Raw genomic sequence first — 25308 nt, 5'->3', positions numbered from 1 at the left:
GGCCTTCAGCCCTCAGCTCGAACTGCGGGCCCCGTCTCAGCTCGAACTACTGCACCCGTGGCTGGGGGCGGGTGCTAAGCTGCCGGGTGGCGTCACGCAGCATTCGTTCATGAGCCTGACCGCGTCGGAGTCGACACTGTTCCGGTGGGCCGCGCTTGGAGAGCTCTCCACGGCCCTCGCCCAGGGAGTAGTCCGTCTCGAGGCCCAGGGTCTGTGGGGGTCCTCCCGCGCCCTCGTGGTCGCGGCCCTCGTGCGCGACACGGGGCGACCCCTTCTGTACCTCTCGCCGGGCACCGCCGAGCGTCACCGCGCCGCCGAGGACGTCCGCTTCTTCCGGGACACGCTCGACTCCTCGAGCGTCCCCGTTCTGGAGTTTCCGCCGGCCGAGCCCAGCGCCTGGCATGGCCGCCATCGCGACCATGTCGCCGAGCGCGCTCTGGTCTGCCACGCGCTCGTGACCGGGGGCGCCGCCGTGGTAGTCACCACTCCGGCCGCCCTCGGAGCACCGATTCTTTCCCCGGAGACTTTCCGCGCCCGGACTTTCACGCTGACCGTGGGGGCGACCTTCGAGCGCGACCGCCTTCTCCGCGCGCTCGAGACGGGCGGCTATGAGCGCGTGGACACCGTGGTCGAGGTTGGACAGTGGAGCCTCCGGGGCGGGATCGTCGACATCTTCTCGCCCGCCCATGAGCGGCCCGCGCGCGCCGAATTCTTCGGCGACGAGATCGAATCGCTGCGGCTCTTCGATCCGACGACGCAGCGGTCCGTGGAGACGCTCGGCGAGGTGACGGTGCTGCCCCTGGCGGGGGCCGATCACACCCTGCCGGCCTGGCTGCCGAGCGAGACCCTCATCGTCCTCGACGACCCCGCGCTCCTCGAGGCTCCGCCCGAGGACGCGCCTTCGGCCGTGCCCCTGGCCCAGGCACTCGCCGGCTTCTCGCGGTTGGAGCTACCGCTGCTTCAGCGGGGCGCGGGACTGGTGCCGCGGGTGGCCATGGGCACTCGCTCGGTCGGCGGCTTCCAGGGCCGCTTCAAAGACCTCGCGGCCGAGATCCGGAGCTGGCGCGCCGAGGGATTCGCCGTGCGCCTGGTCGTGGACGACGAGGCCCAGGCGGCGCGCTGTCGCGGCATCCTCCAGGAGCACGATCTCGAGCCGTGGCCCGGCGCCACCCTCTGGAGCGGCGAGGGCCTCGGCGTCATCACGGGCGACGTCGCGGGGGGCTTCCATCTGCCCGCGCTCGGGCTCGTGCTTCTCGCCGAGGAAGACATCTTCGGCGCGCGCCGGCGCCGGCTGCGCCGTCCGGTCTTCCAGCGCGGGGCGGCCATCGCCGCCTTCACCGACCTCAACCCGGGCGATCTGGTGGTCCACGAGGCCCACGGCATCGGCCGCTACCACGGCCTGCGCACCATGTCCGTGGACGGCCGTGACGCGGATTTTCTTCTCCTCGAGTACGCCGAGGGCGGTCGCCTCTATCTTCCCGTCGAGCGCCTCGACCTCATCTCCAAGTACATGGGCGCGCCATCGGTGGCCGCGCGGCTCGACCGCATGGGCGGCGGGGCCTGGCAGCGCGTCAAGGAGTCCGTGCGGGCCGCCGTGCGCCAGATGGCCGAGCAGCTCCTCCGCCTCTACGCCGCGCGCTCCGTGGCCGAGCGGCGGATCTTCTCGGGAGACACGCCCTGGCAGCGGGAGTTCGAGGCGGCCTTCCGATTCGAGGAGACGCGCGATCAGCTGCGGGCCATCGAGGACACCAAGCGGGACATGGAAGGCCCGCGTCCCATGGACCGCCTGGTGGCGGGAGATGTCGGCTACGGAAAGACGGAAGTGGCCCTGCGCGCGGCCTTCAAGGCGGTGGCGGACGGACGGCAGGTCGCCGTCCTCGTGCCGACCACGGTGCTGGCCCAGCAGCACTTCCACACCTTCAGCGATCGCTTCTCGCCCTTCCCGACCCGCGTGGAGCTGCTCTCCCGCTTCCGCAGCCCCAGGGAGCAGAAGGCGGTGGTGGCGGGGCTCAAGACGGGCGCCGTGGACGTCGTCATCGGGACGCATCGGCTTCTGTCCAAGGACGTGGCCTTCCGCGACCTCGGCCTCCTCGTGGTGGACGAGGAGCATCGCTTCGGGGTCACCCACAAGGAGCGGATCAAGCAGCTCCGGACCTCGGTGGACGTGCTGACCCTGACCGCCACCCCCATCCCGCGCACCCTGTACATGTCGCTGGCCGGAGCGCGCGATCTCTCGGTGATCGAGACCCCGCCGCTCGACCGGCTGCCCGTGGAAACGATCGTGACCGGTTTCGATCGGAAGGTCATCAAGGAGGCCATCGAGCGCGAGCTGCAGCGCGGGGGCCAGGTCTTCTTCGTTCACAACCGGATCCAGTCGCTGCCGTCCATGACCACCTTCGTGCGCCAGCTCTGCCCGCAGGCGAGGGTGGTCATGGGCCACGGTCAGATGGGAGAGCGCGAGCTCGAGGCGGTCATGGTCAAGTTCGTCGACGGTGAGGCCGACGTGCTCGTCTCCACCGCCATCGTCGAGTCGGGGCTCGATATCCCGGCCTCCAACACCATCATCATCAATCGCGCCGACCGCTTCGGTCTCGCTCAGCTCTACCAGTTGCGGGGCCGCGTGGGGCGAGAGCGCCAGCAGGCCTTTGCCTATCTCCTCGTGCCCGCCGCGGGCAGCCTGGACGAGACCGCGCAGCGGCGCCTGCGCGTGATCGAGGAGATGACGGAGCTCGGAGCGGGCTTCCAGCTCGCCATGCGCGATCTCGAGATCCGCGGCGCCGGCAATCTGCTCGGCGCCGAGCAGCACGGACACATCGCGGCCGTGGGGTTCGATCTTTACACCAAGCTCCTGGCCGAAGCCGTGAGAGAATTGAAAGGCGAGCCGGCCCCCGCCTCGGTAGACCCGGTGATCACGGTGGAGGTGGAGGCGCTGCTGCCCGACGGCTACGTTCCCGAAGTCAACCAGCGGCTCGCCATCTACCAGCGACTTGCGGACGTGGAAGGCGATGACGAGATCGCCCAGTTGCGGGCCGAGCTCGCGGACCGCTTCGGCCCGCCGCCTCCCGCCGTGGTCGCGCTACTCGACGTGGTTGGGTTGCGGGTGCTCAGCCGGCGGTTCGGCGTCGAGCGCCTCGAAGCCGGTGGCGGCCGGGCGCTCCTGACCTTCGCCCCGTCGACTCCCGTCGCTCCGGAGCGTATCCTGACCGTGCTCGAGCGACGCGGCAGCGGAGTGACCATGCGGAAGGAGTTCATGCTCGAGGCGGTCGTTCCCCCGGGCCCCTGGGACGCCGTACGGGATGCTCTGCGCTCGCTGCTGGAGTCTCTCGCGTGAGGCAGGTGTCCCGCCTCGTCCTGGCCGGGTGCGTGGCCGCCGCCCTCGCGGGCTGCTCCGTCCCGTCGTGGGTGCCGCTCATCGGCAAGTCCAAAGGGCCGGAGCCGATCCCGCCCTCCCCGCCTCCCAGCGAGGTCCGGGCCCCCATCCTCTCGCGCCCGGCCCTGCCCCCGGACGCCGAAGCGGTCATGGACCGGGTCATCTGCGTCGTGAACAGCGACGCCGTCACCCTGTACGAGCTCGATGAGGCGGAGGCCTACTACCTCTATGAGAACAAGCAGCCGCGACCGCCCGAGGGCGAGGAGCGGGGGAAGCTTCGCGAGCGACTCCTCTCCGGCATCATCGAGAAGCGGCTCCAGATCCAGCAGGCCGAGCGGGAGAAGATCACCGTCGAAGACGCCGAGATGACGGAGCGGCTCGGAGAGATCCAGAAGCGGCTCGGGGCCAAGACCCAGGCGGAACTCGACGAGATGATCAAGGCCCAGGGTCTGAACATGGACACCATCAAGAAGCGTGTTCGCGAGCAGCTGCTCGTCGAGCGCATGATCCGGCGCAAGGTCGGCCTCCGCGTGTCCGTCACCGAGGAGGAGATCGACCGCTACCTGATCACCAATCGAGAGAAGCTCGAGACGGGCCTGTCCTTCGAGGCCCGGCACATCCTCTTCGTGCCCCGGGCGGGCTCGGGGGAGGACGGCTGGACGGTGGCCCGGCGTCGGGCCGACGAGATCTACAGCCGCGTGCTCGGGGGGGAGGACTTCGGCGACCTCGCGCGCGAGTACTCGGAGGACACGGGCACGGCCCTGAACGGCGGCCGGCTCGGCGTGCTCAAGCGCGGCGAGCTGGCCGCGGACATCGAGGCGGCCATCCTGAGGCTCTCGCCCGGTGAGCACTCGCCGCCCTTCCGGTCCCAGGTCGGCTATCACCTCTTCGAGCTCGATTCGAAGGAGACGCTCGCGGGCGAGCAGCTCGCCCAGGCCCGGAGCCAGATCCGCGACATCCTCTACAAGCAGAAGTACGAGACGAGGCTCCAGGAATGGCTGACGGAGATCCGCGGCAAGGCCATCATCGAGATGCGCCTCTGAGCGAGGGTCCGGCCGGACACGGGGCTTGCCGATGGCGCGGAGTTTTTAAGTTTGACATCATCGCCGGCCCTGTGGGAGATTGAGGGTCGTAGTCGAACCAAGTTCCCCGTACACATTCAACCCCCCGGAGATCGCCATCTCGCAGCGTAGTCCCAAACGGCCCTCGCCGCAGAAGTCTGACGCCACCGAAACGGCCGCGTCCGATTCCGGTGGAGCAGGAGGCAACAGGATGAATTTGTCCGAACTCAAGGATAAGACCATCACGGAGCTCAACACCGTGGCCAAGGACCTGGGGGTCCAGGGCACGGGCGGGCTCCGCAAGCAGGAGCTGATCTTCAAGATCCTGCAGGGCCAGGCCGAGCGGGACGGGCTCATCTTCGCGGAGGGCGTCCTCGAGGTGCTGCCCGACGGCTTCGGCTTCCTCCGCGCTCCCGACTATAACTATCTGCCGGGGCCGGACGACATCTACGTCTCCCCCTCGCAGATCCGGCGCTTCGATCTCCGCACGGGCGACACCATCTCCGGCCAGGTGCGGCCCCCCAAGGACACCGAGCGCTACTTCGCGCTGCTCAAGGTCGAGGCGATCAATTTCGAGACGCCCGAGCAGTCGCGCGACAAGACCCTCTTCGACAACTTGACCCCGCTCTACCCGATGGAGCGGCTGCGGCTGGAGCACGACTCGGAGAACCTGACCACGCGGGTCATGGATCTGCTCTGTCCCATCGGCAAGGGCCAGCGCGGCCTCATCGTGGCCGCGCCCCGCACCGGCAAGACGGTCATGCTCCAGAACCTTGCCAATGCCATCGCCAAGAACCACCCCGAGGTCTATCTCATCGTGCTCCTGATCGACGAGCGGCCCGAAGAGGTCACCGACATGCAGCGCTCTGTCAAGGGCGAGGTCATCTCCTCGACCTTCGACGAGCCGCCCCAGCGCCACGTCCAGGTCGCCGACATGGTCATCGAGAAGGCCAAACGCTTGGTCGAACACAAGAGAGATGTCGTCATCCTCCTCGACTCCATCACGCGCTTCGCGCGGGCGCACAATGCCGTGATTCCCTCGTCGGGCAAGGTGCTCTCCGGTGGTCTGGACGCCAACGCGCTCCAGCGGCCTCGGCGCTTCTTCGCGGCCGCCCGAAACATCGAGGAGGGCGGCTCCCTCACCATCATGGCCACCGCCCTCGTGGACACGGGCTCGCGGATGGACGACGTGATCTTCGAGGAGTTCAAGGGCACGGGCAACATGGAGGTCCATCTCGACCGGCGCCTCATGGACAAGCGCGTCTTCCCCACCATCAATATCGAGCAGACGGGCACCCGGAAAGAGGAGCTGCTCCTCGAGAAGGACGAGCTCCAGAAGGTCTGGCTGCTCCGCAAGGCTCTGACCCAGCTGAACCCCGTGGAAGCCATGGAGCTCCTGCTCGACAAGGTCAAGATGACCAAGACCAACAAGGACTTCTTGAGCGCCATGAGCCAGATGGGGTGAGGGTCACCCCCTATCCCGGCCCAGTACCCAAATCCCCAATTTGTTGCGGTATTGGTAGGCTGCTGGTAACATCTAGCCTTCATTCGCAATCATCAGGAGGTGCGCCGTGAAGGCTGGCATTCATCCGGAATACGTGGACACCACGATCACCTGCAATTGCGGGGAGGTCATTCACACCCGCTCCACCCAGCCCCATATCCGGGTGGAAGTATGCTCCAAGTGCCATCCCTTCTTCACGGGCAAGCAGAAGTTCCTGGACACGGCCGGACGCGTCGAACGCTTCCAGCGGAAGTACAAGAGGAAGCCGATCGCGGAGGGGTAGGGACCGGCTCGGCAGAGCGCCGCGCCACCCTGTCACCGTCCTGAAGTGCCGTCGGTCTCCGTCTCTGCGCGCGGTGGCCTCGCCGTCCGCCTACTCCCCCGCAAGGGGCCGCGATGTTTGACAAGCTCCGCCAGATCGAGGATCGGTATCGCGAGCTGAACGGCTCGCTCTCCGACCCCGCGGTGCTCGGCCAGCCCGCGCTGTATGCCAAGACCGCCAAGGCGGCCTCCGAGCTCAGCCTAGTCGTGCAGACGTTCGAGGACTACAAGCAGCTCCTGGGCGGTCTCGAGTCGGCTCGCCGCATGTCCGCCGAGGAGCCCGACCGGGAGATGCGTGAGCTCGCCCAGGCCGAGGTGCGCGACCTCGAGGCCCGCCAGGGCAAGCTCGAGGAGGAGCTTCGCGCCCTCCTCATTCCCAGGGATCCCAACGACGACAGGAACGTCTTCGTGGAGATCCGTGCCGGAGCGGGCGGAGACGAGGCCGGTCTCTTCGCGGCCGACCTGGCCCGGATGTACACGAAGTACGCCGAGCGTCAGAAGTGGAAGGTCGAGCTCATGGACAAGCATGAAACGGGGGTGGGCGGCTTCAAGGAGATCGTGCTCTTCATCCAGGGCCGGGGCGCGTGGAGCCGGCTCAAGTTCGAGCGAGGCGTCCATCGCGTGCAACGGGTGCCCGAGACGGAGTCGAGCGGGCGCACCCATACCTCCACGGTGACGGTGGCCGTGCTCCCCGAAGCCGAGGACGTGGACATCAAGGTGGAAGAGAAGGACATCCGCGTCGACGTGTACCGTTCGTCCGGGCCCGGCGGCCAAGGCGTGAACACCACCGACTCCGCCGTGCGGATCACCCATATCCCCACGGGACTCGTGGTCACTTGCCAGGACGAGCGCTCTCAGATCAAGAACCGAGCCAAGGCCATGCGGGTGCTGAAGGCTCGGCTGCTCGAGCGCGCCCAGGAGGAGCAGGCCGCGGCCATCGCCGCCGACCGCCGGAGCCAGGTGGGAACCGGGGAGCGCAGCGAGCGCATCCGTACCTACAATTTCCCTCAGGGCCGGGTCTCCGACCATCGGATCAACCTCACCCTGTATCGTCTGCCCGCGATCCTCGAGGGCGATCTCGACGAGATCGTCGACGCCCTCGCCGCCGAGGAGCAGCGTAAGAAGCTGCACGAGCCGTCATGAGCCGCGCCACGAGCCCGATCGCCTCGCTTCTCGCCCTCGGCGCCGCGCGCCTAGGCGAGGCTGGCCTCGACGGCGCGCGGCACGACGCGGAGGAGCTCCTGGCCGCCGTCATGGGCACGGACCGCCTCGCCCTCTATGTCGAGCCGCGGCGGCCGGTCGACGCGGAGGCGGTCGCCCGCTACCGTGAGCTGCTCGACCGCCGCGCCAGGCACGAGCCCATCCAGTACATCCTGGGCTGGGAGGAATTCCGGGGCCTGCGGCTGACCGTGACGCCCGACGTGCTGATCCCGCGTCCGGAGACGGAAGGGCTCGTGGAGCGGGCCCTCGAGCTGCTGACCGGTCACCACGGCGCGGTCGTGGCCGATGTCGGGACGGGCAGTGGCGCCATCGCCTGCGCGCTGGCGTCGGCACGTCCCGATCTCGAGCTCCTGGCCGTGGACCAGTCCCTGGGCGCCCTCGCCGTCGCCTCGGACAATGTGCGCACGCTCGGGCTCGCAGCGCGCGTGAGGCTTGTCGCGGGCGATCTCTTCGGGCCGCTGGCCTGGCTCGGAGGCAGCCTGGACATGGTCGTGGCCAACCCGCCCTATCTGCCCGCCATGACGCTCGCCTCGCTGCCCGCCGAGGTGGCGCGCTTTGAGCCGCGCCTGGCCCTCGACGGCGGTCCGGATGGCATGCGCGTCCTGCGGCGCCTCATCGCGGAAGCCCCGGCCTTTCTGCGGCCGGGCGGCTGGCTCGTCATGGAGATCGGCGAGGAACAGGCGGGGGCGCTGGCCTCGCTGATGGCGGCGGAGGGCTTCTCGGCCATCGGCGCGCGGCGCGATCTCCGGGGCATCGAACGCTATATCGAGGGCTGCTGGGCCGAGGGCAAGACATTGGCGCCGCTCACGGGCCTGGCCACACAAAGGATGAGCTGCTGATGCTGGGAAGGGGCCGATGGGGAAGGGGCCGATGGGGAAGGGACTGATGGGGAAGGGACTGATGAGGAAGGGACTGATGGGGAAGGGGCAAATGCGGAGGGGCGACTGATGCCGACGCGGCTCGTGATCGAAGGAGGTGTGCCACTGCGCGGCGTGGTCGAGGCCAGCGCGGCCAAGAACGCGGCGCTGCCCGCCATGGCTGCGAGCCTGCTCACGGCCCAGCCGGTCGTCCTCGACAACGTGCCGCAGCTGGCCGATGTCGTGACCATGCGCTCGCTCCTCGAGCGCCTGGGCGCGGAGATCGCGCCCGAGGCGGACGGCGCCACGCGCTTCCGCGTCCCGCGGGTGACCACTCCCGAGGCGCCGTACGAGCTGGTCTCGACCATGCGCGCCTCCGTGGTCGTGCTGGGGCCGCTCCTGGCCCGCACGGGCATGGCCCGGGTCGCGCTGCCGGGCGGCTGCGCCATCGGCGCGCGTCCGATAGATCAGCACCTGAAGGGCCTGGCCAAGCTCGGCGCCGATATCGTCATCCAGAACGGCTATATCGAAGCGCGGGCCAGCCGACTCAAGGGCGCGCGCATCACGACCGACCTCGTCACCGTCACGGGCACGGAGAATCTCATGATGGCCGCCGCCCTCGCCGAGGGTGTCACGGTGCTGGAGAATGCCGCCCGCGAGCCCGAGGTCGCCGACCTGGCGCGCCTCCTCACCGCGATGGGCGCGCGCATCGAGGGCGCGGGCACCGAGCGCATCGAGATCGAAGGCGTGTCCGAGCTCGGGGGCGCGCGGCACCGCGTCATTCCCGACCGCATCGAGGCGGGCACGCTGCTCGTGGCCGGGGCCATCACGGGCGGTGACGTCACGCTGACGGGTGTGACTCCGCGCCATCTCTCGGCCACCCTCGCCAAGCTCGAGGAGTGCGGTGTGAGCATCACCGTCGACGGCGATCGCGTGCGTTGCGTCGGGCCCCTGCGCCCTCGGCCCGCGGATGTGATTACGAGCCCCTTCCCGGGCTTTCCCACTGACATGCAGGCGCAGATGATGGCGCTGCTCGGTCGGGCCGAGGGGCTGAGCAAGATCACTGAAACCATCTTCGAGAACCGCTTCATGCACGCCGCGGAGCTCTGCCGGATGGGCGCTCTCATCGAGACCGACGGACCGTTCGCGGTGATCCGAGGGGTCGAGGCGTATCAGGGCGCTCCGGTCATGGCCACCGATCTCCGCGCCTCCGCCTCCCTGGTCCTGGCCGGGCTGGCCGCGCGGGGCACCACGGAGGTCTCGCGCGTCTACCATCTGGATCGCGGCTACGAGGGGCTCGAGAGGAAACTCCAGGCCCTCGGGGCGCGGATCGAGAGGGTGAAATGATCTTCGAGCTGAGCGGCGGTCTCTGGCCGTCGCGAGGCGAGGGCTGAATAGATGACCCTGCCTGCTCTCACCTTCGCGCTGCCCAAGGGACGCCTGCTCGATCCCGCCCTCCAGCTGCTCTCCGCCATGGGCATCCGGGGCCTCGAGGCCGACACGCGCAAGCTGCTGCTCGCGGACGCGGAGAGGGACCTGCGCTTCATCTTCCTCAAGCCCGCCGACATTCCGACCTATGTCCAGTACGGCGCGGCCGACCTCGGTATCGTGGGCAAGGACATCCTGGCCGAGCAGCAGCCCGACGTCTACGAGCCGGTGGACCTGGGCTTCGGCTTCTGTCGGCTCGTGGTGGCCGAGCCCCGCGAGCTGTGGGAGCGGGACGACCCGGCCAAGTGGTCGTGGGTTCGCGTGGCCACCAAGTATCCGACCTTGACCGAGCGCTATTTCTCCGAGCGCGGCATCCAGGTCGAGATGATCCGTCTCGACGGCTCCATCGAGCTGGCCCCGCTGGTGGGGCTGGCCGAGCGCATCGTGGATCTCGTCCAGTCGGGCGAGACGCTGCGGGTCAACGGCCTCGTAGAGGTCGCGGAGATCATGACCTCGACGGCGCGGCTCATCGTAAACCGAGCGTCGCTCAAGACGGCCCATGCCCGGGTCAGCGCCCTCATCGCCGCCATGCGCCAAGAGGTCGCGAGATGATGTTCGAGCCGAAGCGTGTGACGAGCCAATGGCGAGGAACACGATGAGGCGAGGGCTGAATAGATCGTTCGAGTCGAAGCGCGGCCCGATGTTCGAGCTGAGCGGCGGAGCCGCGAGGCGAGGGCTCAGATGATCCCGCAGGCGTGGCAGTTCGAGCTGAAGGGCGAGGCCCTGAGGCGAGGGCTGAGTAGATGAGCGATGAGGCGAGGGCTGAGATGATCAGCACGTCTGAGTCCATCATCAAGCGTCTGGACACCGCGACGCTCGGCGCCGCCGGAGTGGCCAAGGCGCTCGACCGGCCGCCCGCGGCCGTGGACGCGGAGGTCCACCGGCGCGTCGAGGAAATCGTGGCCGCCGTGCGCGAGAAGGGCGACGCCGCGCTCCTCGACTTCACCGAGCGCTTCGATCGCGTGCGCCTGACCGCGACCGAGCTCGCGGTGACGCCGGCCGAGATCGACGCGGCCATGGGCACGGTGGGCGAGGCGACCATGCGGGCGCTGCGCTATGCGGCGGAGCGCATCGAGCGCTTCCACCGCGAGTGCGCTCCGCGCTCGTGGCGCATGACGGACGCCCTGGGCTCGCGGCTGGGCCAGGAGGTGCGCCCGCTGGACCGGGTGGCCGTGTATGTTCCGGGCGGCCGCGCCGCCTACCCGTCCACCGTGCTGATGACCGTGATACCCGCGCGGGTGGCGGGCGTGCGCGAGATCGTGCTCGTCTCGCCGCCCGGGGCCGACAAGTCCCTCGCTCCCGCCGTCCTGGCCGCGGCCCGCGTGGCCGGTATCACCGAGGCCTATCGCGTGGGCGGGGCCCAGGCGGTGGCCGCCCTGGCCTATGGCACCGAGACCATCCGTCGGGTGGACAAGATCGTCGGCCCGGGCAATATCTATGTCGCGCTCGCCAAGAGCCGGGTCTTCGGCGATGTCGGCATCGACATGGTGGCGGGTCCCAGCGAGGTCGTGGTGGTGGCCGAGGCGGCCGCCGATCCCTCGTGGGTGGCCGCCGACCTCCTCGCGCAGGCCGAGCACGATCCCATGGCTCGGGCCGTCCTCCTCACGCCCTCGACCGCCCTCATCGAGCGCGTGGCCGTGGAGGTGGAGCGCCAGCTGGCGCTCCTGCCGCGAAAGGAGATCGCGGGCGCCGCCTTGAGATCTCACGGGGCGCTCGTCCTGACCCGGAGCCTGGAGGAGGCCGTCGAGGTCGCCAACCTCCTGGCCCCAGAGCATCTCGAGCTTCAGGTCTCCGATCCCGAGGCCTGGCTCACGCGCGTGCGGAATGCCGGCGCGGTCTTCCTCGGCCCCTACACGCCCGAGGTGATCGGCGACTACGTGGCCGGCCCGAATCACGTCCTGCCCACGGGGGGAACGGCGCGCTTCGCCTCGGCCCTGTCCACGGAGGACTTCGTCAAGCGCCTGAGCGTCATCGAGTACGTCAAGGCCGGGCTCGTTGAGGCGGGGCCGCACGTGGCGGAGCTCGCCCGCGTCGAGGGGCTGGATGGCCATGGCGCCGCGGCCGCGGCGCGCATCGAGAAGACTGGAGGTCGGACATGAAGCCTTCGGGCGACCAGGCAACTCCCGAGATTCCCCGCCAGGGCCGCGTCGAGCGCCGGACCAAGGAGACGCAGATCGTGCTCCAGCTCGGCCTCGACGGCACGGGCGCCTCCAAGGTGGAGACGGGCATCCCCTTCTTCTCCCACATGCTCGAGGCCTGGGCCAAGCACGGCCTGATGGACCTGACCGTGGATGCTCGCGGGGACCTCGAGGTGGACCTTCACCACACGGTGGAGGATGTGGGGATCTGCCTGGGCAAGGCATTTCGCGAGGCGCTGGGCGACAAGGCGGGGATCGTCCGCTACGGCGCGTCTTTCCTTCCCATGGATGAGGCCCTCCTGCACGCCGCCGTCGACATCTCGGGCCGGCCCTATCTCGTCTTCAACGTGCCGCTGCGGCGCGCGCGGATCAGCAACTTCGACCTGGAGCTCCTCGAGGACTTCTTCCGCGCCTTCGCCTTCAACGCCGAGATCACCCTGCACGTCAACATGCACTACGGGCAGAACCTCCACCACATCGCCGAGGCCGCCTTCAAGGCGGTGGGTCGCGCCCTCGCGGAGGCGACGCGGCTGAACCCGCGCATCGCCGGAGTCCTCAGCACCAAGGGAACCCTCTGACGTGATCGCCGTCATCGACTACGGCCGAGGGAATCTGGGCAGCGTCGAGAACGCGCTCGGCCGTCTGGGAATGCGGGCCGTCGTGACTCAGGACCCGCGCGTCATCGAGGGCGCGCGCGCTCTCGTCCTGCCCGGCGACGGCGCTTTCCACGACGCCATGAGCGGTCTCCAATCCCTCGGCCTCCTCGACCCTCTCAAGGCCGCCCTCGACGAGGGCCGCCCCTTTCTCGGCATCTGCCTGGGCTATCAGCTCCTCTTCACGGAGAGCGAGGAGTTCGGTCAGGGCAAGGGGCTCGACGTGATTCCCGGGACGGTCCGGCGCTTCCCGGGCGGGCTCAAGGTGCCGCACATGGGCTGGAATACCGTCGAGCATCGGGGGGACTTGCGCATCTTCGAGGGCATCCCGTCCGGGGCCCATTTCTACTTCGTGCACTCCTACTATCCGAGCGCGGCGGATCCCTCGCTGCCCATGGCGACCTGCACCTACGGGCTGACCTTTCCGGCGGCCGTGGGGCGGGGCACGCTCTTCGCCACGCAGTTTCACCCCGAGAAGAGCCAGCGCTGGGGCTTGAAGCTGCTCGAGAACTTCGCGGCCTTCGTGCGCGACGGACGGACCTGATGCTGGTCATTCCCGCCATCGATCTCCGGAACGGCCGATGTGTGCGGCTGCTTCAGGGACGCGCGGAGGCCGAGACCGTGTTCTCCGACGATCCCGTGGCCATGGCCCGCCGCTGGGAGGCGGAGGGCGCCCCGCGGCTTCACGTCGTGGATCTCGACGGCGCCTTCGACGCCGGGCCGGCCCAGGCTGTCCTCATCCGCGACATCGTCCGTGCCGTGAACATACCCGTGGAGGTGGGCGGGGGACTCCGGGCGGTAGAGCACGTGCAGGCCGTGCTCGACTCGGGGGCGCGCTGGGCCATCGTGGGCACCCGCGCGGCTCTTGACCCCGATTTCCTCGCCGACATCTGCCGCCGCTTCCCCGATCGAATCATGGTGGGTGTCGACGCCGCGGACGGCCACGTGGCCGTGGATGGCTGGACCCGCGTCTTGGAGCTGGAGGCGGTGGCTCTGGGGCGTGATGCCGCGGCGGCCGGCGCGGCGGCCATCGTCTATACGGACATCACCAGGGACGGCACCCAGGGCGGCCCGAACCTCTGGAGCACGGAGGCGGTGGCCCGCGCCGCCACCATCCCGCTCTTCGCGTCCGGGGGGGTCGGGTCCCTCGACGACATCCGCCAGCTCGCCACCATCCCGGGCGTCGACGGCGTCATCGTCGGCCGCGCGCTCTACAGCGGCGCCGTCGATCTCCGCGCCGCCGTGGCGGAGGCCCGCTAGCCGTCATGCTCTGCAAGCGCCTCATCCCATGCCTCGATGTCCACGGCGGCCGTGTCGTCAAGGGGGTGCGCTTCGTGGATCTCCGCGACGCGGGCGATCCCGCCGAGGCCGCGCGAGCGTATGACGCCCAGGGCGCCGACGAGCTGGTCTTCCTCGACATCACCGCCTCCCACGAGGAGCGCGAGATCATGCTCGACGTCGTGCGCCGGACGGCCGAGGGCATCTACATGCCGCTCACCGTGGGGGGCGGCGTGCGGAGCATCGAGGACATCCGGACCCTGCTCCGCGCCGGCGCCGACAAGGTCTCGGTCAATACCGCGGCCCTCGAGCGCCCCGAGCTGATCCGCGAGGCGGCCCAGCGCTTCGGCAGCCAGTGCATCGTGGTGGCCATTGATGCCAAGCGAATCACTGCCAAGCGAATCACTGCCAAGCGAATCACTGCGAATCGAATCACCGCGAAGCGTGAGCCGAGCCCGCCCCTGCGGTGGAGCGTCTTCACCCATGGCGGCCGCCGGTCGACGGGTCGCGACGCGGTCGCCTGGGCGCGCGAGGTCGAGGCGCTCGGAGCGGGGGAGATCCTCCTCACGAGCATGGACCGAGACGGCACGGGCGACGGCTATGACCTCGAGCTGACGCGCGCGGTGTCGGAGGCGGTCAGCGTCCCCGTCATCGCCTCGGGAGGGGCGGGGAGCCTCGAGGATCTTCGCACGGGCGTGGTCGAGGGCAAGGCCGACGCCGTGCTCGTGGCCTCCATGTTTCACTTCGGCCGGCACACCATCGGCGAGGCCAAGGCCTATCTTCGCGATCGCGGCGTGGCCGTGAGGCTCGAGCCGTGACCGAGCTCAAATGGGACGCCCAGGGACTCATCCCCGCCGTGGCGCAGGAGACGGAGACGGGCGAAGTGCTCATGGTCGCCTGGATGGACCGCGGCGCTCTCGCCAAGACTCTCGGAACGGGGCTGGCCCATTACTGGTCGCGCGAGCGACGAGCCCTCTGGCGCAAAGGAGAGACCTCCGGCCACGGGCAGCACGTCGACGGCGTCTATGCGGACTGCGATCGCGACACCCTCCTCGTCCAGGTGCACCAGGACGGTGTCGCCTGCCACACGGGCGCGCGGACCTGCTTCTTCACTCGCCTCGCGGGACTCGCCTCCCCCGCGCCGGGGGGGGCGGGTCCCGCGGTGCTCGAGGTGGTGGAGCGCGTGCTCCAGTCGCGCAAGGTGGAGCGGCCCGCCGGCTCCTACACGGCCGGGCTCTTCGAGCGCGGGGAGGCGCAGATCTGCCGGAAGATCGGCGAGGAGGCGACCGAGGTGGTGACGGCGGCCCTCGGCGGCGAGGGCGACGGGCGCGTGGTGTCGGAAGTGGCCGATCTCTGGTTCCACAGCATGGTGCTGCTCGCCTCTCGCGGCATCCCGTTGCGCCGCGTCTTCGAAGAGCTCGCGCGGCGCCACGGAGAGAAGAGCCCGGCATGAGGTCACCGGCGCTCAGGTCGATGACTCTCCAGCTCCTCGCCATCGTGGCGGCCGGCTGCAGCGTCGGCCGAATCGAGAGCGGCGTCTACCATTCGCCCAAGGGCTATCACGTGAGCCTGCCGTCACCGGGCTGGTCCGTGAAGCGGGGCGGCGCCGCCGACCTCGAGCTCCAGCGGGCGACGCCGCCGGGCGGCATGCTCGTGGATGCCACGTGCGAGGACAAAGCGGTTCGGCGTCCGCTCGACGTCCTGACACGCCATCTGACCTTTGGCCTCAAGGAGCGCGTGGTCGAGGAGAGCGGCCCCCTCACCGTGGGCGGCCGGCCGGCCCAGCGTGCGGTGCTCCGGGGTAGCCTGGACGGCACGCCGGTGGAGGTCGAGGCGATCGTGGTCAAGGGCGACCAGTGTGTCTACGATTTTCTGTACGTGGCGCCCCCCGAGGCCTTCGCGTCCGGCCGCGAGGCTTTCCGCGCTTTCGTGGAGAGCGTGAACGGGAGCGTCCGATGAGCGCTTGCGCGAAGAGGCCCCCAACTCGCGCCTCCTCCTCCACCGGGAGACCATTCCGATGAGCGTGTGGGCGTACGCGCGGCGCCAGGGGCAGGAATCCGTGGCGTGGTACGGCGGGCTCGGCCTCCTCGCCATCGAGGCCGCGCGTAACGTCAGGCTCCCGCCCTCCTATCTGGTCATCGTGGCCCAGCAGATCGACTTGATCGGGGTGCGTTCGCTCCTCGTCGCCCTCACGGCCGGGCTCTTCACGGGCATGGTCCTGGCCCTCCAGAGCGCCGTGAACATGGCGCGGTTCGGGGCGGAGAACTACGTCGGGCCCATCGTGGCCCTCTCCATGCTGCGCGAGCTCGGGCCCGTGCTCACGGCCATCCTGGTGGGCGGCAAGGTCGCCTCCGGCATCACGGCGGAGCTGGGCTCCATGAAGGTGACGGAGCAGATCGACGCGCTCCGCGCCCTCGGCGTCAACTACGTCAAGCGTCTGATCGTGCCGCGTCTCCTCGCCGCCCTCGTGGTGTTCCCGCTCGTGACCATCCTGGCCGATGCCATCGGGCTCTTCGGTGGCATGCTCGTCGTGGTCTTCGACCGTGGCGTCGATGGCTATCTCTACTGGAACACCATCTCGTACTGGGTGGTCATGCGCGATTTCCTGACGGGCATCGCCAAGAGCGTGGTCTTCGGCGCCCTCGTCACCCTCATCGGCTGCTACAACGGGCTCGGCACCGAGGGCGGCACCGAGGGGCTGGGTCGCTCCACCACCGACACGGTGGTCCAGGTCGCCATGGCCGTGATCATCTCGGACTTCTTCCTCACCAAGCTCTTTTTCATCCTGTTCTGGTGATGGATCCCGTGGCGCCGGCTCCCGAGATTCCCGTCGAGCTCCGAGAGGTGCGAAAGTCCTTCGAGGACAAGCCCGTGCTCCGGGGCGTGAGCCTGGCCCTTGGCAAGGGCACCACGCTGGCCGTCATGGGCGGGAGCGGCGCGGGCAAGACCGTGCTCCTGCGCATCACGGACGGGCTGATCCGGCCCGATGCCGGACAGGTGTCGCTCTTCGGCACGCGCATCGAGCGCATGCGCGAAGAGGCCATGCTCCCGCTCCGGAGGCGGGCGGGGTTCGTCTTCCAGGGCGCCGCCCTCTTCGACTCGCTCTCCGTCTTCGAAAACGTCGCCTTCCCGCTGCGCGAGCACACCAGCATGTCGCTCGGGGAGATCACGGACCGCGTCCATCGATTCCTGTCTCTGGTGGGATTGCCCGGCGTCGACGACCTCCTGCCCGCGGAGCTCTCCGGGGGCATGCGCAAGCGGGTGGGCATCGCCCGCGCCCTCGTGCTGGAGCCCGAGGTCGTCTTCTTCGACGAGCCCACGGCCGGGCTCGACCCCACCAATGCCCGGCTGGTCGGCGAGCTGATGGTCTCGCTGCGGTCGGGGGTCTGCGACACCGCCATCGTGGTCACCCACGACATCGAGTTCGCCAACATGATTGCCGACCAGATGGCCATCCTGCACCAGGGGCGCATCGCGGACATCGGCACTCCGGCCGAGATGCGCGCCTCCTCCAACCCCGACGTCCGCCGCTTCCTCGCGGGCGAGCTCCGCGAAGACTGATGTTCGAGCCGAGACGCGGCCGAGGAGCCGTAGGCGACGAGCGCGGCGAAGCGAGGGCTGAGTTGCGGTTCGAGCCGAGACGCGGCCGAGGAGCCGTAGGCGACGAGCGCGGCGAAGCGAGGGCTGAGTAAGATGCCAGACCGCCGCTCCCTCGCCCTTCAGCTCCGCATCGGCGGCTTCGTCCTCGTGTCGCTGGTCGTCTTCCTCGCCATCATCTATCTGCTGGGGGCCCGCGCCCGCTACTTCGAGAGCAAGTACGAGCTCATCGCCGAGTTCACCGAGGTCGGGGGGCTCATCGAGGGCGCCACCGTGCGCCTGGCCGGCGTCCAGATCGGCCGGGTCACGGACGTGACGCTGTCTCCCAAGGTCGGCAGCAAGGTGCGGGTGACCATGACGGTGGCGCGGCGCTTCCACGATCGCATCCGCCGCGACTCCGAGGCGCGTATCGCGACCCAGGGTCTGCTCGGCGACAAGATCGTGGAGATCACCAGCGGCTCGCCGGATGCCCCGCCCCTCGCGCCGGGGGAGCCGCTGACCTCCCGCGAGGCGTTCGAGATGGGCCGGATGTTCGCCGAAGGCGCGGGCACGCTGGCCGCCGTCAACCAGCTGGTGTCGACGCTGCGCGCCGCCGTCGATCGGCTCGACAAGAGCGGCGCCGTGGAAGATCTTGGCGTGGCGGCCAGCTCCGCGCGCCGTATCACCAACGAGGTCGAGAAGGGGCGAGGGTGGCTCCACGTGCTGGTCTACGAGGAGCCGGAGGCGCTCCGGCGGCTCAATGCCATCCTCATCTCGGCGGAAGCCCTCATGGCTCGGGCGGAGAGCGGGGACAGCGCCGTCGGCGTCCTGCTCTCCAAGGACAGCGCGAAGTCTGGCCGCGCGCTCATGGCTGCCCTCGACGCGCTGGGGCGGGCTGCGGAGAAGCCGGGGCCCAGCGACGGCCTCCTCCCGGCCCTCCTCTTCGACCCCGAGTACCGGCCGGTGGCGCGAGACCTCCAGATCCTCGCGCGGAACTTCCGTGACGTGTCCGAGAAGCTCGCGCGAGGCGAGGGCGTGCTCGGCGGGCTCATACAGGGAGGGAACGAGGACGGCATGAGCCAGGCCGGCGCGGACGTACGGACCGCCCTCGCCAATCTCCGCGCGGTGTCCGAGAAGCTCAATTCCGGCGAGGGCACCCTGGGAAAGCTCGTGGTCGACCCCACGCTCTACGAGAGCATGGTCTCGTTTCTCGAGGGCGCGCAGCGGAGCTTTCTCCTGCGCGCCCTCATACGCTCCACGATCAAGACGGGCGATCGAGCCAAGGACAAGTAGTGGCAAAAGAGCGATCGATCTATCGCTGTCAAACCTGCGGCTTCGCAGCGCCGAAGCCCGGCACCTGCCCTGATTGCGCCCGGATGGGAAGCTTCGTCGCCCTGATCGAGGAGCGGCCTCTGGCCTCGCGCTCCGAACGGCCCAAGCTGGCCGCGGGCGCCAAGCCCATGCCCATCGGCGACATCGCCGTCGAGGCGGGAGAGCGGATCCTCACGGGCATCGGCGAGCTCGATCGCGTCCTGGGGGGCGGCGTGGTGCCGGGCTCGCTGGTCCTCATCGGAGGTGACCCCGGTATCGGCAAGTCCACCCTCCTGCTCCAGGCTAGCCGGGCCCTCGCCGAGCGGCGGGGTCCGGTGCTCTATGTCTCGGGCGAGGAGTCGGCGGCGCAGGTCAAGCTGCGGGCCGATCGGCTCGGCATCGCGCCGAAGGGACTCTACTTCCTCGCGGAGACGGATCTCCAGGTCATCGAGGCGCACGCGATTGAGCTCCGGCCGCGCGCGCTCATCGTGGACTCCATACAGACGGTCTTTCTGCCCGGGCTCGAGTCGGCGCCCGGCAGCGTCAGCCAGGTGCGCGAGTGCGCCGCCCGCCTCATGCTCCTCGCCAAGAGCCGCGGCATGGCCGCCTTTCTCGTCGGTCACGTCACCAAGGACGGAGCCATCGCGGGACCGCGCGTTCTCGAGCATCTCGTCGACACCGTGCTCTACTTCGAAGGCGAGCAGCACCACGCCTATCGTATCCTCCGCGCCGTCAAGAATCGCTTCGGGTCGACCAATGAGATCGGGGTGTTCGAGATGGGTGAGCTGGGGCTGGCCGAGGTGTCGAACCCGTCCGGCTTCTTCCTCGCCGAGCGGCCGCGTGGGGCCGCGGGCTCGGTCATCGTCTCGAGCCTCGAGGGCACCCGGCCGCTCCTGCTCGAGCTACAGGCCCTCGTCACGCCCGCCAGCTTCGGGACGCCGCGACGTACGGTGCTGGGGGCCGACTACAATCGCGTCTGCCTGCTCCTGGCCGTGCTCGAGAAGCGGGTGGGATTTCCGCTCCAGAGCCAGGATGTCTTCGTCAACGTGGCAGGAGGCGCGCGCGTCACCGAGCCGGCCTCCGACCTCGGCATCGCCATCGCGGCAGCTTCGAGCTACCTCGATCGGCCCGTCCGCGGCGACGTGGTGATCATGGGCGAGGTGGGGCTGACCGGCGAGGTGCGCGCGGTGGCCGGCTTCACGGCACGGCTCAAGGAGGCGGCGGCCCTCGGCTTCGATACCGCCGTGGTGCCCCAGAACAATCTCGGCGGCAAGAATCCGGCGGCGGGAGCCACGCATCCCCTTACCGTTCAGGGCGTGGGCTCGGTGGACGAGGCGGTCAAGACACTGCTCGGGGAGTGAGAGGCGACCATGGCCATCATCATCGTGCGCATAGTCATGCTGGCGGCGGCGACGGCAGCCGGAATGGCCTTCGGCCCCGCCATGGGCATTCCCGCGACCAACTGGTGGCTGGCCGGCGCCGGCTTTCTCTTCGGCGTCCTCGCCGTCTTGCTCGAATGGCAGGCGCGACGCATCCCGGTCGACCGGCTCTTCTGGGGTGCCATGGGCGGCATCGTCGGGCTGGGTCTCGGGCTCGGCCTCGGCACGGCCGTGGGCGCCGTCGCTCCCGATGCGGGCCCCCTCGGCCGCGGTCTCTTCGGGCTGCTCCTGACCTATCTGGGCGCATCGGTGGCGCTGGCCAAGCGCGACGAGCTCGAGGACATGTCGTCCAAGCTCTTTCCCAAGACGGCGGCGCGGCGGCAGGGCTTCAAGATCCTCGACACCTCCGTGATCATCGACGGGCGGATCGTGGACCTCTCCGAGGTCGGCTTTCTCGAGGGCACCCTCGTCATCCCCCAGTTCGTGCTGCGAGAGCTCCAGCAGATCGCCGATTCGCCCGATCCCCTCAAGCGGAACCGGGGCAAGCGAGGCTTCGACGTGCTCCAGCGGCTGCAGCGGATGCCCGGCGCCACCGTGCGGATCGAGGACCAGGATTTCCCGCAGGTGCGTGAGGTCGACCGCAAGCTCATCGAGCTCGCCAAGGCCATGGGCGGCAAGGTCGTGACCAACGACTACAACCTCAACAAGGTTGCGGAGCTCTCGGGGGTCGCGGTGCTCAACGTCAACGAGCTGGCCAATGCCCTGCGCCCCGTGGTGCTGCCGGGCGAGCTCGTCCACGTCCACGTGGTCAAGGAGGGAAAGGAGGCGGGGCAGGGCGTCGCCTACCTCGACGACGGCACCATGGTGGTCGTGGATCACGGCAAGCGCTTCATCGGCCAGCAGGTGAGCGTGACGGTGACCTCGGTCCTGCAGACCACGGCCGGCCGCATGATCTTCTCCCGCCTGAAGGACGAAGAGGGCTCGCGGTGACCCGCGCGATGAACGGAGCCGCCACGCGAGTGGGGGGAGTGCGGGGGCCATTTCGAGGGGCCCGCCTCCAAACGGGGGGAGTGCGGGGGCCATTTCGAGGACCCCGCACCCAATGATGAAAGCCGTCGCCCTCGTTCCCGCGGCTGGCTCCGGCACGCGCATGGGTGGACGGCAGCCCAAGCAATACCTCCTGCTGGGCGGCGCCCCCCTTCTCGTCCACACCATCCGCGCGCTCGCGCGATGCCCCTCCATCGAGGGCGCGGTGGTGGCGGTTTCTGAGGACAGGATCGGCGCGACCCAGGCTCTGCTCCGGCGCTTTCGAGTGCCCCGCGTGCTGGCCGTGGTCGCGGGTGGAGAGGAAAGGCAGGATTCGGTGCGGCTTGGCCTCGAGACGATTTCGTCCGAGGCGGCCTGGGTCGTGGTCCACGACGCCGTTCGGCCCATGGTCACGCCCGACCTCGTGGAGCGCGTGCTTGCGGCCGCGCGTATCCCCGGCGCCGCCACCTGCGGCTGGCCGGTGCGCGAGACGGTCAAGATGGTCCAGGACTCCGTCGTCGCCAAGACGCTGCCTCGGGACGGCCTGTGGCTGACCCAGACGCCGCAGGCCTTTCGACGGGAGCTCTTGCGCGAGGCCCACGACAAGGCCGTGCGGGAAGGCTTCCGCGGCACCGACGACGCGATGCTGGTGGAGCGGCTGGGTGGCCGGGTGGCCATGGTCGAGGGCCTGGCGCGGAACATCAAGATCACGACGCCGGAGGATCTCAAGACCGTGCGCATGCTTCTCGGGAGCCGTCGATGACCACCTCGCGGAGCGGCCTCGGCTTCGACCTCCACCCGCTCGTCGACGGCCGCCCCCTCGTGTTGGGCGGCATCACCGTCCCTGCCGAGCGCGGGCTCGGGGGCCACTCGGATGCCGATGTCCTGACTCACGCCGTGTGCGAGGCCCTCCTGGGCGCGCTGGCCCTGGGCGACCTCGGGCGCATGTTCCCCGACACTGATCCGCGCTGGAAGGGCGTGTCGAGCCTGGTCCTGCTCGAAAGCGTGATGGAGGCCCTCACCCGGAAGGGCGCGCGCCCTATCAATGTCGACGCCACGGTGATCTGCCAGGCGCCCCGACTCGGTCCCCACCTGCCCGCCATGGCCGAGCGGCTCGCCAAGACCATGGGCCTGGCGCCTGATCAGATGAGCGTCAAGGCCAAGAGCCCCGAGCACCTGGGCCTCCTCGGCCGCGGCGAGGGCATCGCCGCCATGGCCGTGGTCAGCGTGGAGGTGCCGTGATGGCGCTCCGCATCTTCAACACGCTCACCCGTGTCAAGGAGGACTTCGTCCCCCTCATCCCCGGCGAGGTGCGGATGTACGTGTGCGGGGTCACCGTCTACGATCTCTCGCATATCGGGCATGCGCGCAGCGCGCTGGCCTTCGACATCATCCGCCGGCATCTCGCCTTCAAGGGGCTCAAGGTGACGTTCGTCAAGAACTTCACCGATGTGGACGACCGGATCATCCGCCGCGCCAACGAGGAGGGCGTGGAGGCCACGGTTATCTCGGAGCGCTACATTGCCGAATACCGGGCGGACATGGCCTCGCTCGGGATCAGGCCGCCCGATGTCGAGCCCAAGGCCACCGAGCATGTCCCGCAGATGGTCGAGCTCATCGAGCGGCTGCTGAAGCGCGGAACCGCCTACGGGCTGGACGGCGACGTGTACTTCGAGGTGCGCCGCTTCCCTTCGTATGGAAAGCTCTCGGGCAAGAACCTCGACGAGCTGGAGGCGGGCGCCCGCGTCGACGTCGACGAGCGCAAGCGCGACCCCCTCGACTTCGCGCTGTGGAAGGCCGCGAAACCTGGCGAGCCCTCGTGGTCCTCGCCGTGGGGTCCCGGGCGGCCGGGCTGGCACATCGAGTGCTCCGCCATGGCCATGCAGTACTTGGGCGAGAGCTTTGACTTCCACGGCGGGGGCGAAGATCTGATCTTCCCTCACCATGAGAACGAGATCGCCCAGTCCGAAGGCGCGACGGGCAAGCCTTTTGTGCGCTGCTGGGCCCATAACGGCTTCGTGAATCTCGCGTCGGAAAAGATGTCCAAGTCGCTCGGCAATACCCTCTGGATCAAGGACATGGTCCAGCGCCACGCGCCTGAGGCCCTGAGGCTCTACTTTCTCGGCACTCACTATCGTCACCCGCTCGAGTTCGCCGACGAGCGAGTCAGCGAGTCCGCCAAGGCCCTGGGCCGCCTGCGGGCTCTCGTCGAGGAGGCCGAGCGCATCGCCAGCAAGGGCACGCCGAAGCCCGGCCCCGACGGCGGCCTCTTCGATGAGGTCGCCGCGCATCGCCAGCGCTTCGAGGCGGCCATGGACGACGACTTCAACACGCCGCAGGCCCTCGGTGTCCTCTTCGACCTCGCGCGATTCCTTCAGGGCGCGCGGGCGCAGCTCGAGCAGGGCCGAATCGGGGCGGGCCCGCTTCTCATGGGCGTGGGCGAGCTCGTCACCCTCGGGCGCGTGCTGGGGCTGCTCGAGACCGGCGCGCGAGCCCACGCGCCCGTGGATCCGCAGCTCAAGGCGCGCGTGGAATCCCTCGTCTACCTCCGCGAGCAGGCACGCAAGCAGCGTGACTTCGCCGAGGCCGATCGCCTTCGTGACGAGCTCGTGAGGCTCGGTGTCACCCTCAAGGACACGCGCGACGGCACGACCTGGACGCTATCTCCGTGAGCGCCGACGCCCGCGAGGAGACGCCGCTCTTCGGGCGCAATCCGGTGCTCGAGCTCCTGCGGGCCCAGAGTCGACGCGTCGAGGAAGTGGCCGTGCTCTCCGAGGGCAGGGGACCCGCCCTGCAGGATCTCGTGACGCTCGCGCGCGGTCGGGGGGTGAAGATCTCTTTCCGCACGCGCGATCAGCTGACGGCCATGGCGGGCACGCCGCACCATCAAGGCGTGGTGGCGCGCGTCGCCGAGGCAACCTACGCTTCTCTCGAGGAGCTCCTTGTCATTCCTGGGCAGCGTGGGGAGCCGGCCTTCTTCCTCGTTCTCGATCAGGTCCAGGATCCGAGAAATCTCGGAGCGATTCTCAGATCGGCCGAGGCGACGGGAGCGCACGGGGCGATCGTGCCCAAGCACCACGCGGCCGGGCTCACGGGGGCTGCGGCCAAGTCGGCCATGGGGGCTGTTGAGCATTTGGCTGTTGCGCGGGAGACGAATCTCGTGCAATCTCTTGAAATATTGAAGAAAGAGGGCCTCTGGGTGGTGGGGTCGACGATCCGGGGGGGTCAGGCGCCGTGGGAAATAGACCTGACCGGCCCCGTGTGCCTGGTTCTCGGTGGCGAGGGTCCCGGGCTGAGACCCCTGGTGGCCAAGAGTTGCGACTTCCTGGCCAGCATCCCGATGCGGGGCCGGACCAATTCCCTGAACGTCTCGGCAGCGGCCGCAATCCTCTGCTACGAAGTCCAGCGTCAGCGGGTGGCTAAACAGGCAAAAATGTCTTGACTTCCAGGTACCTCGAAACTAAAGTGAAGTTTTGCGACTGCTGGCGTAGCTCAGGGGTAGAGCAACTGCCTTGTAAGCAGTGGGTCGGGGGTTCAAATCCTCCCGCCAGCGCCAGACATTTCAAGGGGTTACAGTCTGAAGAACCAGCGGGGAGATACCCAAGTGGCCAAAGGGGGCAGACTGTAAATCTGCTGGCGAACGCCTTCGGAGGTTCGAATCCTCCTCTCCCCACCATTTTCTGGGGCGAAGGGTTTCGCGCCGAGAGGGAGTGCGGGAATAGCTCAGCGGTAGAGCGCCAGCCTTCCAAGCTGGGGGTCGCGGGTTCGAATCCCGTTTCCCGCTCCACTTGGGCTCCAGCCTCTGGGCTTCCGACATCCGGAGAAGCAACGAGGCATGTGATCCACGCCCATGTAGCTCAGTTGGCAGAGCACGCCCTTGGTAAGGGCGAGGTCTCCGGTTCAATCCCGGACATGGGCTCCATCTCTTGGGACGAACACGCAGGGCGGGCCGAACGGCGGAAGGACTAGGGAGGCGAGCCAAGGATGGCCAAGGCGAAATTCGATCGGTCGAAGCCGCACGTGAACATTGGGACGATTGGGCACATCGACCACGGGAAGACGACGCTGACCTCGGCGATCACGAAGGTGCTGCACACGAAGTACAGCGGGGTGGCGGTGCGGGAC

General features: G+C 69.0%; 25 protein-coding genes and 4 tRNA genes. All 29 read left to right on the top strand.

Going from position 1 to position 25308, the window contains the following annotated elements:
- The first annotated feature begins 109 nt into the window (after positions 1-109).
- Entirely contained in the window at positions 110-3331 is a 3222-nt protein-coding gene (gene mfd, locus VGT00_00145) for a transcription-repair coupling factor (protein ID HEV8529807.1), read from the top strand.
- Positions 3328-4413, top strand: a complete 1086-nt coding sequence (locus VGT00_00140) for a peptidylprolyl isomerase (protein ID HEV8529806.1) — start codon at positions 3328-3330, stop codon at positions 4411-4413. Before mfd ends, VGT00_00140 begins: the two co-directional genes overlap by 4 nt.
- A gap of 79 nt (positions 4414-4492) precedes the next feature.
- Positions 4493-5896 carry a transcription termination factor Rho gene (gene rho / locus VGT00_00135; GenBank protein ID HEV8529805.1) on the top strand — a complete coding sequence of 468 codons (1404 nt, stop codon included), beginning with the start codon at positions 4493-4495 and terminating at the stop codon, positions 5894-5896.
- A gap of 106 nt (positions 5897-6002) precedes the next feature.
- Complete coding sequence (rpmE, locus tag VGT00_00130; protein ID HEV8529804.1) at positions 6003-6218, top strand: 50S ribosomal protein L31; 216 nt, start codon at positions 6003-6005, stop codon at positions 6216-6218.
- Between the two features lie 113 nt (positions 6219-6331).
- Positions 6332-7399: a peptide chain release factor 1 gene (gene prfA, locus VGT00_00125; GenBank protein ID HEV8529803.1), complete on the top strand. Its 1068-nt coding sequence runs from the start codon at positions 6332-6334 to the stop codon at positions 7397-7399.
- Positions 7396-8316: a peptide chain release factor N(5)-glutamine methyltransferase gene (gene prmC / locus VGT00_00120; protein HEV8529802.1), complete on the top strand. Its 921-nt coding sequence runs from the start codon at positions 7396-7398 to the stop codon at positions 8314-8316. The genes prfA and prmC overlap by 4 nt, the downstream gene beginning before the upstream one ends.
- A 108-nt stretch (positions 8317-8424) precedes the next feature.
- The gene (gene murA / locus VGT00_00115) at positions 8425-9681 is read left to right on the top strand and encodes a UDP-N-acetylglucosamine 1-carboxyvinyltransferase (protein ID HEV8529801.1); all 1257 of its coding nucleotides are present in this window, start codon (positions 8425-8427) and stop codon (positions 9679-9681) included.
- A 51-nt stretch (positions 9682-9732) separates the two neighbouring features.
- Positions 9733-10374, top strand: a complete 642-nt coding sequence (gene hisG / locus VGT00_00110; GenBank protein ID HEV8529800.1) for an ATP phosphoribosyltransferase — start codon at positions 9733-9735, stop codon at positions 10372-10374.
- Between the two features lie 215 nt (positions 10375-10589).
- On the top strand, positions 10590-11921 hold the full coding sequence (gene hisD / locus VGT00_00105; GenBank protein ID HEV8529799.1) for a histidinol dehydrogenase: 1332 nt from the start codon (positions 10590-10592) through the stop codon (positions 11919-11921).
- Positions 11922-11950: 29 nt separating this feature from the next.
- On the top strand, positions 11951-12538 hold the full coding sequence (gene hisB / locus VGT00_00100; protein ID HEV8529798.1) for an imidazoleglycerol-phosphate dehydratase HisB: 588 nt from the start codon (positions 11951-11953) through the stop codon (positions 12536-12538).
- A gap of 1 nt (position 12539) precedes the next feature.
- Complete coding sequence (hisH, locus tag VGT00_00095) at positions 12540-13157, top strand: imidazole glycerol phosphate synthase subunit HisH (GenBank protein ID HEV8529797.1); 618 nt, start codon at positions 12540-12542, stop codon at positions 13155-13157.
- The gene (gene hisA, locus VGT00_00090) at positions 13157-13873 is read left to right on the top strand and encodes a 1-(5-phosphoribosyl)-5-[(5-phosphoribosylamino)methylideneamino]imidazole-4-carboxamide isomerase (GenBank protein ID HEV8529796.1); all 717 of its coding nucleotides are present in this window, start codon (positions 13157-13159) and stop codon (positions 13871-13873) included. The genes hisH and hisA overlap by 1 nt, the downstream gene beginning before the upstream one ends.
- Before the next feature lie 5 nt (positions 13874-13878).
- Positions 13879-14709 carry an imidazole glycerol phosphate synthase subunit HisF gene (gene hisF, locus VGT00_00085; protein HEV8529795.1) on the top strand — a complete coding sequence of 277 codons (831 nt, stop codon included), beginning with the start codon at positions 13879-13881 and terminating at the stop codon, positions 14707-14709.
- Complete coding sequence (gene hisIE / locus VGT00_00080; protein ID HEV8529794.1) at positions 14706-15344, top strand: bifunctional phosphoribosyl-AMP cyclohydrolase/phosphoribosyl-ATP diphosphatase HisIE; 639 nt, start codon at positions 14706-14708, stop codon at positions 15342-15344. The genes hisF and hisIE overlap by 4 nt, the downstream gene beginning before the upstream one ends.
- Positions 15341-15850, top strand: coding sequence for a hypothetical protein (locus VGT00_00075; protein HEV8529793.1), 510 nt, complete (start codon positions 15341-15343; stop codon positions 15848-15850). The genes hisIE and VGT00_00075 overlap by 4 nt, the downstream gene beginning before the upstream one ends.
- A gap of 58 nt (positions 15851-15908) precedes the next feature.
- On the top strand, positions 15909-16688 hold the full coding sequence (locus tag VGT00_00070; protein ID HEV8529792.1) for an ABC transporter permease: 780 nt from the start codon (positions 15909-15911) through the stop codon (positions 16686-16688).
- Between the two features lie 8 nt (positions 16689-16696).
- Positions 16697-17452, top strand: coding sequence for an ATP-binding cassette domain-containing protein (locus tag VGT00_00065; GenBank protein ID HEV8529791.1), 756 nt, complete (start codon positions 16697-16699; stop codon positions 17450-17452).
- Between the two features lie 132 nt (positions 17453-17584).
- Entirely contained in the window at positions 17585-18760 is a 1176-nt protein-coding gene (locus VGT00_00060; GenBank protein ID HEV8529790.1) for an MlaD family protein, read from the top strand.
- Positions 18760-20139: a DNA repair protein RadA gene (gene radA, locus VGT00_00055; protein ID HEV8529789.1), complete on the top strand. Its 1380-nt coding sequence runs from the start codon at positions 18760-18762 to the stop codon at positions 20137-20139. Before VGT00_00060 ends, radA begins: the two co-directional genes overlap by 1 nt.
- 9 nt (positions 20140-20148) lie before the next feature.
- Positions 20149-21147 carry a PIN domain-containing protein gene (locus VGT00_00050; protein ID HEV8529788.1) on the top strand — a complete coding sequence of 333 codons (999 nt, stop codon included), beginning with the start codon at positions 20149-20151 and terminating at the stop codon, positions 21145-21147.
- A 112-nt stretch (positions 21148-21259) separates the two neighbouring features.
- Entirely contained in the window at positions 21260-21946 is a 687-nt protein-coding gene (gene ispD / locus VGT00_00045) for a 2-C-methyl-D-erythritol 4-phosphate cytidylyltransferase (protein HEV8529787.1), read from the top strand.
- Positions 21943-22425, top strand: coding sequence for a 2-C-methyl-D-erythritol 2,4-cyclodiphosphate synthase (gene ispF, locus VGT00_00040; protein HEV8529786.1), 483 nt, complete (start codon positions 21943-21945; stop codon positions 22423-22425). Before ispD ends, ispF begins: the two co-directional genes overlap by 4 nt.
- Entirely contained in the window at positions 22425-23855 is a 1431-nt protein-coding gene (cysS, locus tag VGT00_00035) for a cysteine--tRNA ligase (GenBank protein ID HEV8529785.1), read from the top strand. Before ispF ends, cysS begins: the two co-directional genes overlap by 1 nt.
- Positions 23852-24625 (top strand): 23S rRNA (guanosine(2251)-2'-O)-methyltransferase RlmB, encoded by a 774-nt coding sequence (rlmB, locus tag VGT00_00030; protein HEV8529784.1) that lies wholly within the window; start codon positions 23852-23854, stop codon positions 24623-24625. The genes cysS and rlmB overlap by 4 nt, the downstream gene beginning before the upstream one ends.
- Before the next feature lie 39 nt (positions 24626-24664).
- A tRNA-Thr gene (locus VGT00_00025) sits at positions 24665-24739 on the top strand.
- A 34-nt stretch (positions 24740-24773) separates the two neighbouring features.
- Positions 24774-24859 (top strand) — tRNA-Tyr (locus VGT00_00020).
- A 36-nt stretch (positions 24860-24895) separates the two neighbouring features.
- Positions 24896-24970, top strand: a tRNA-Gly gene (locus tag VGT00_00015).
- 59 nt (positions 24971-25029) lie between these two features.
- Positions 25030-25105, top strand: a tRNA-Thr gene (locus VGT00_00010).
- Positions 25106-25167: 62 nt separating this feature from the next.
- The coding region (locus VGT00_00005) for a GTP-binding protein (protein HEV8529783.1) at positions 25168-25308 on the top strand (141 nt) is incomplete at its 3' end.

This window comes from Candidatus Methylomirabilota bacterium (assembly GCA_036002485.1).
Taxonomy (GTDB): Bacteria; Methylomirabilota; Methylomirabilia; order Rokubacteriales; family CSP1-6; genus AR37.
Note: the sequence above shows the minus strand (reverse complement) of the source record. Positions and strands in the feature narration are given on the sequence as shown.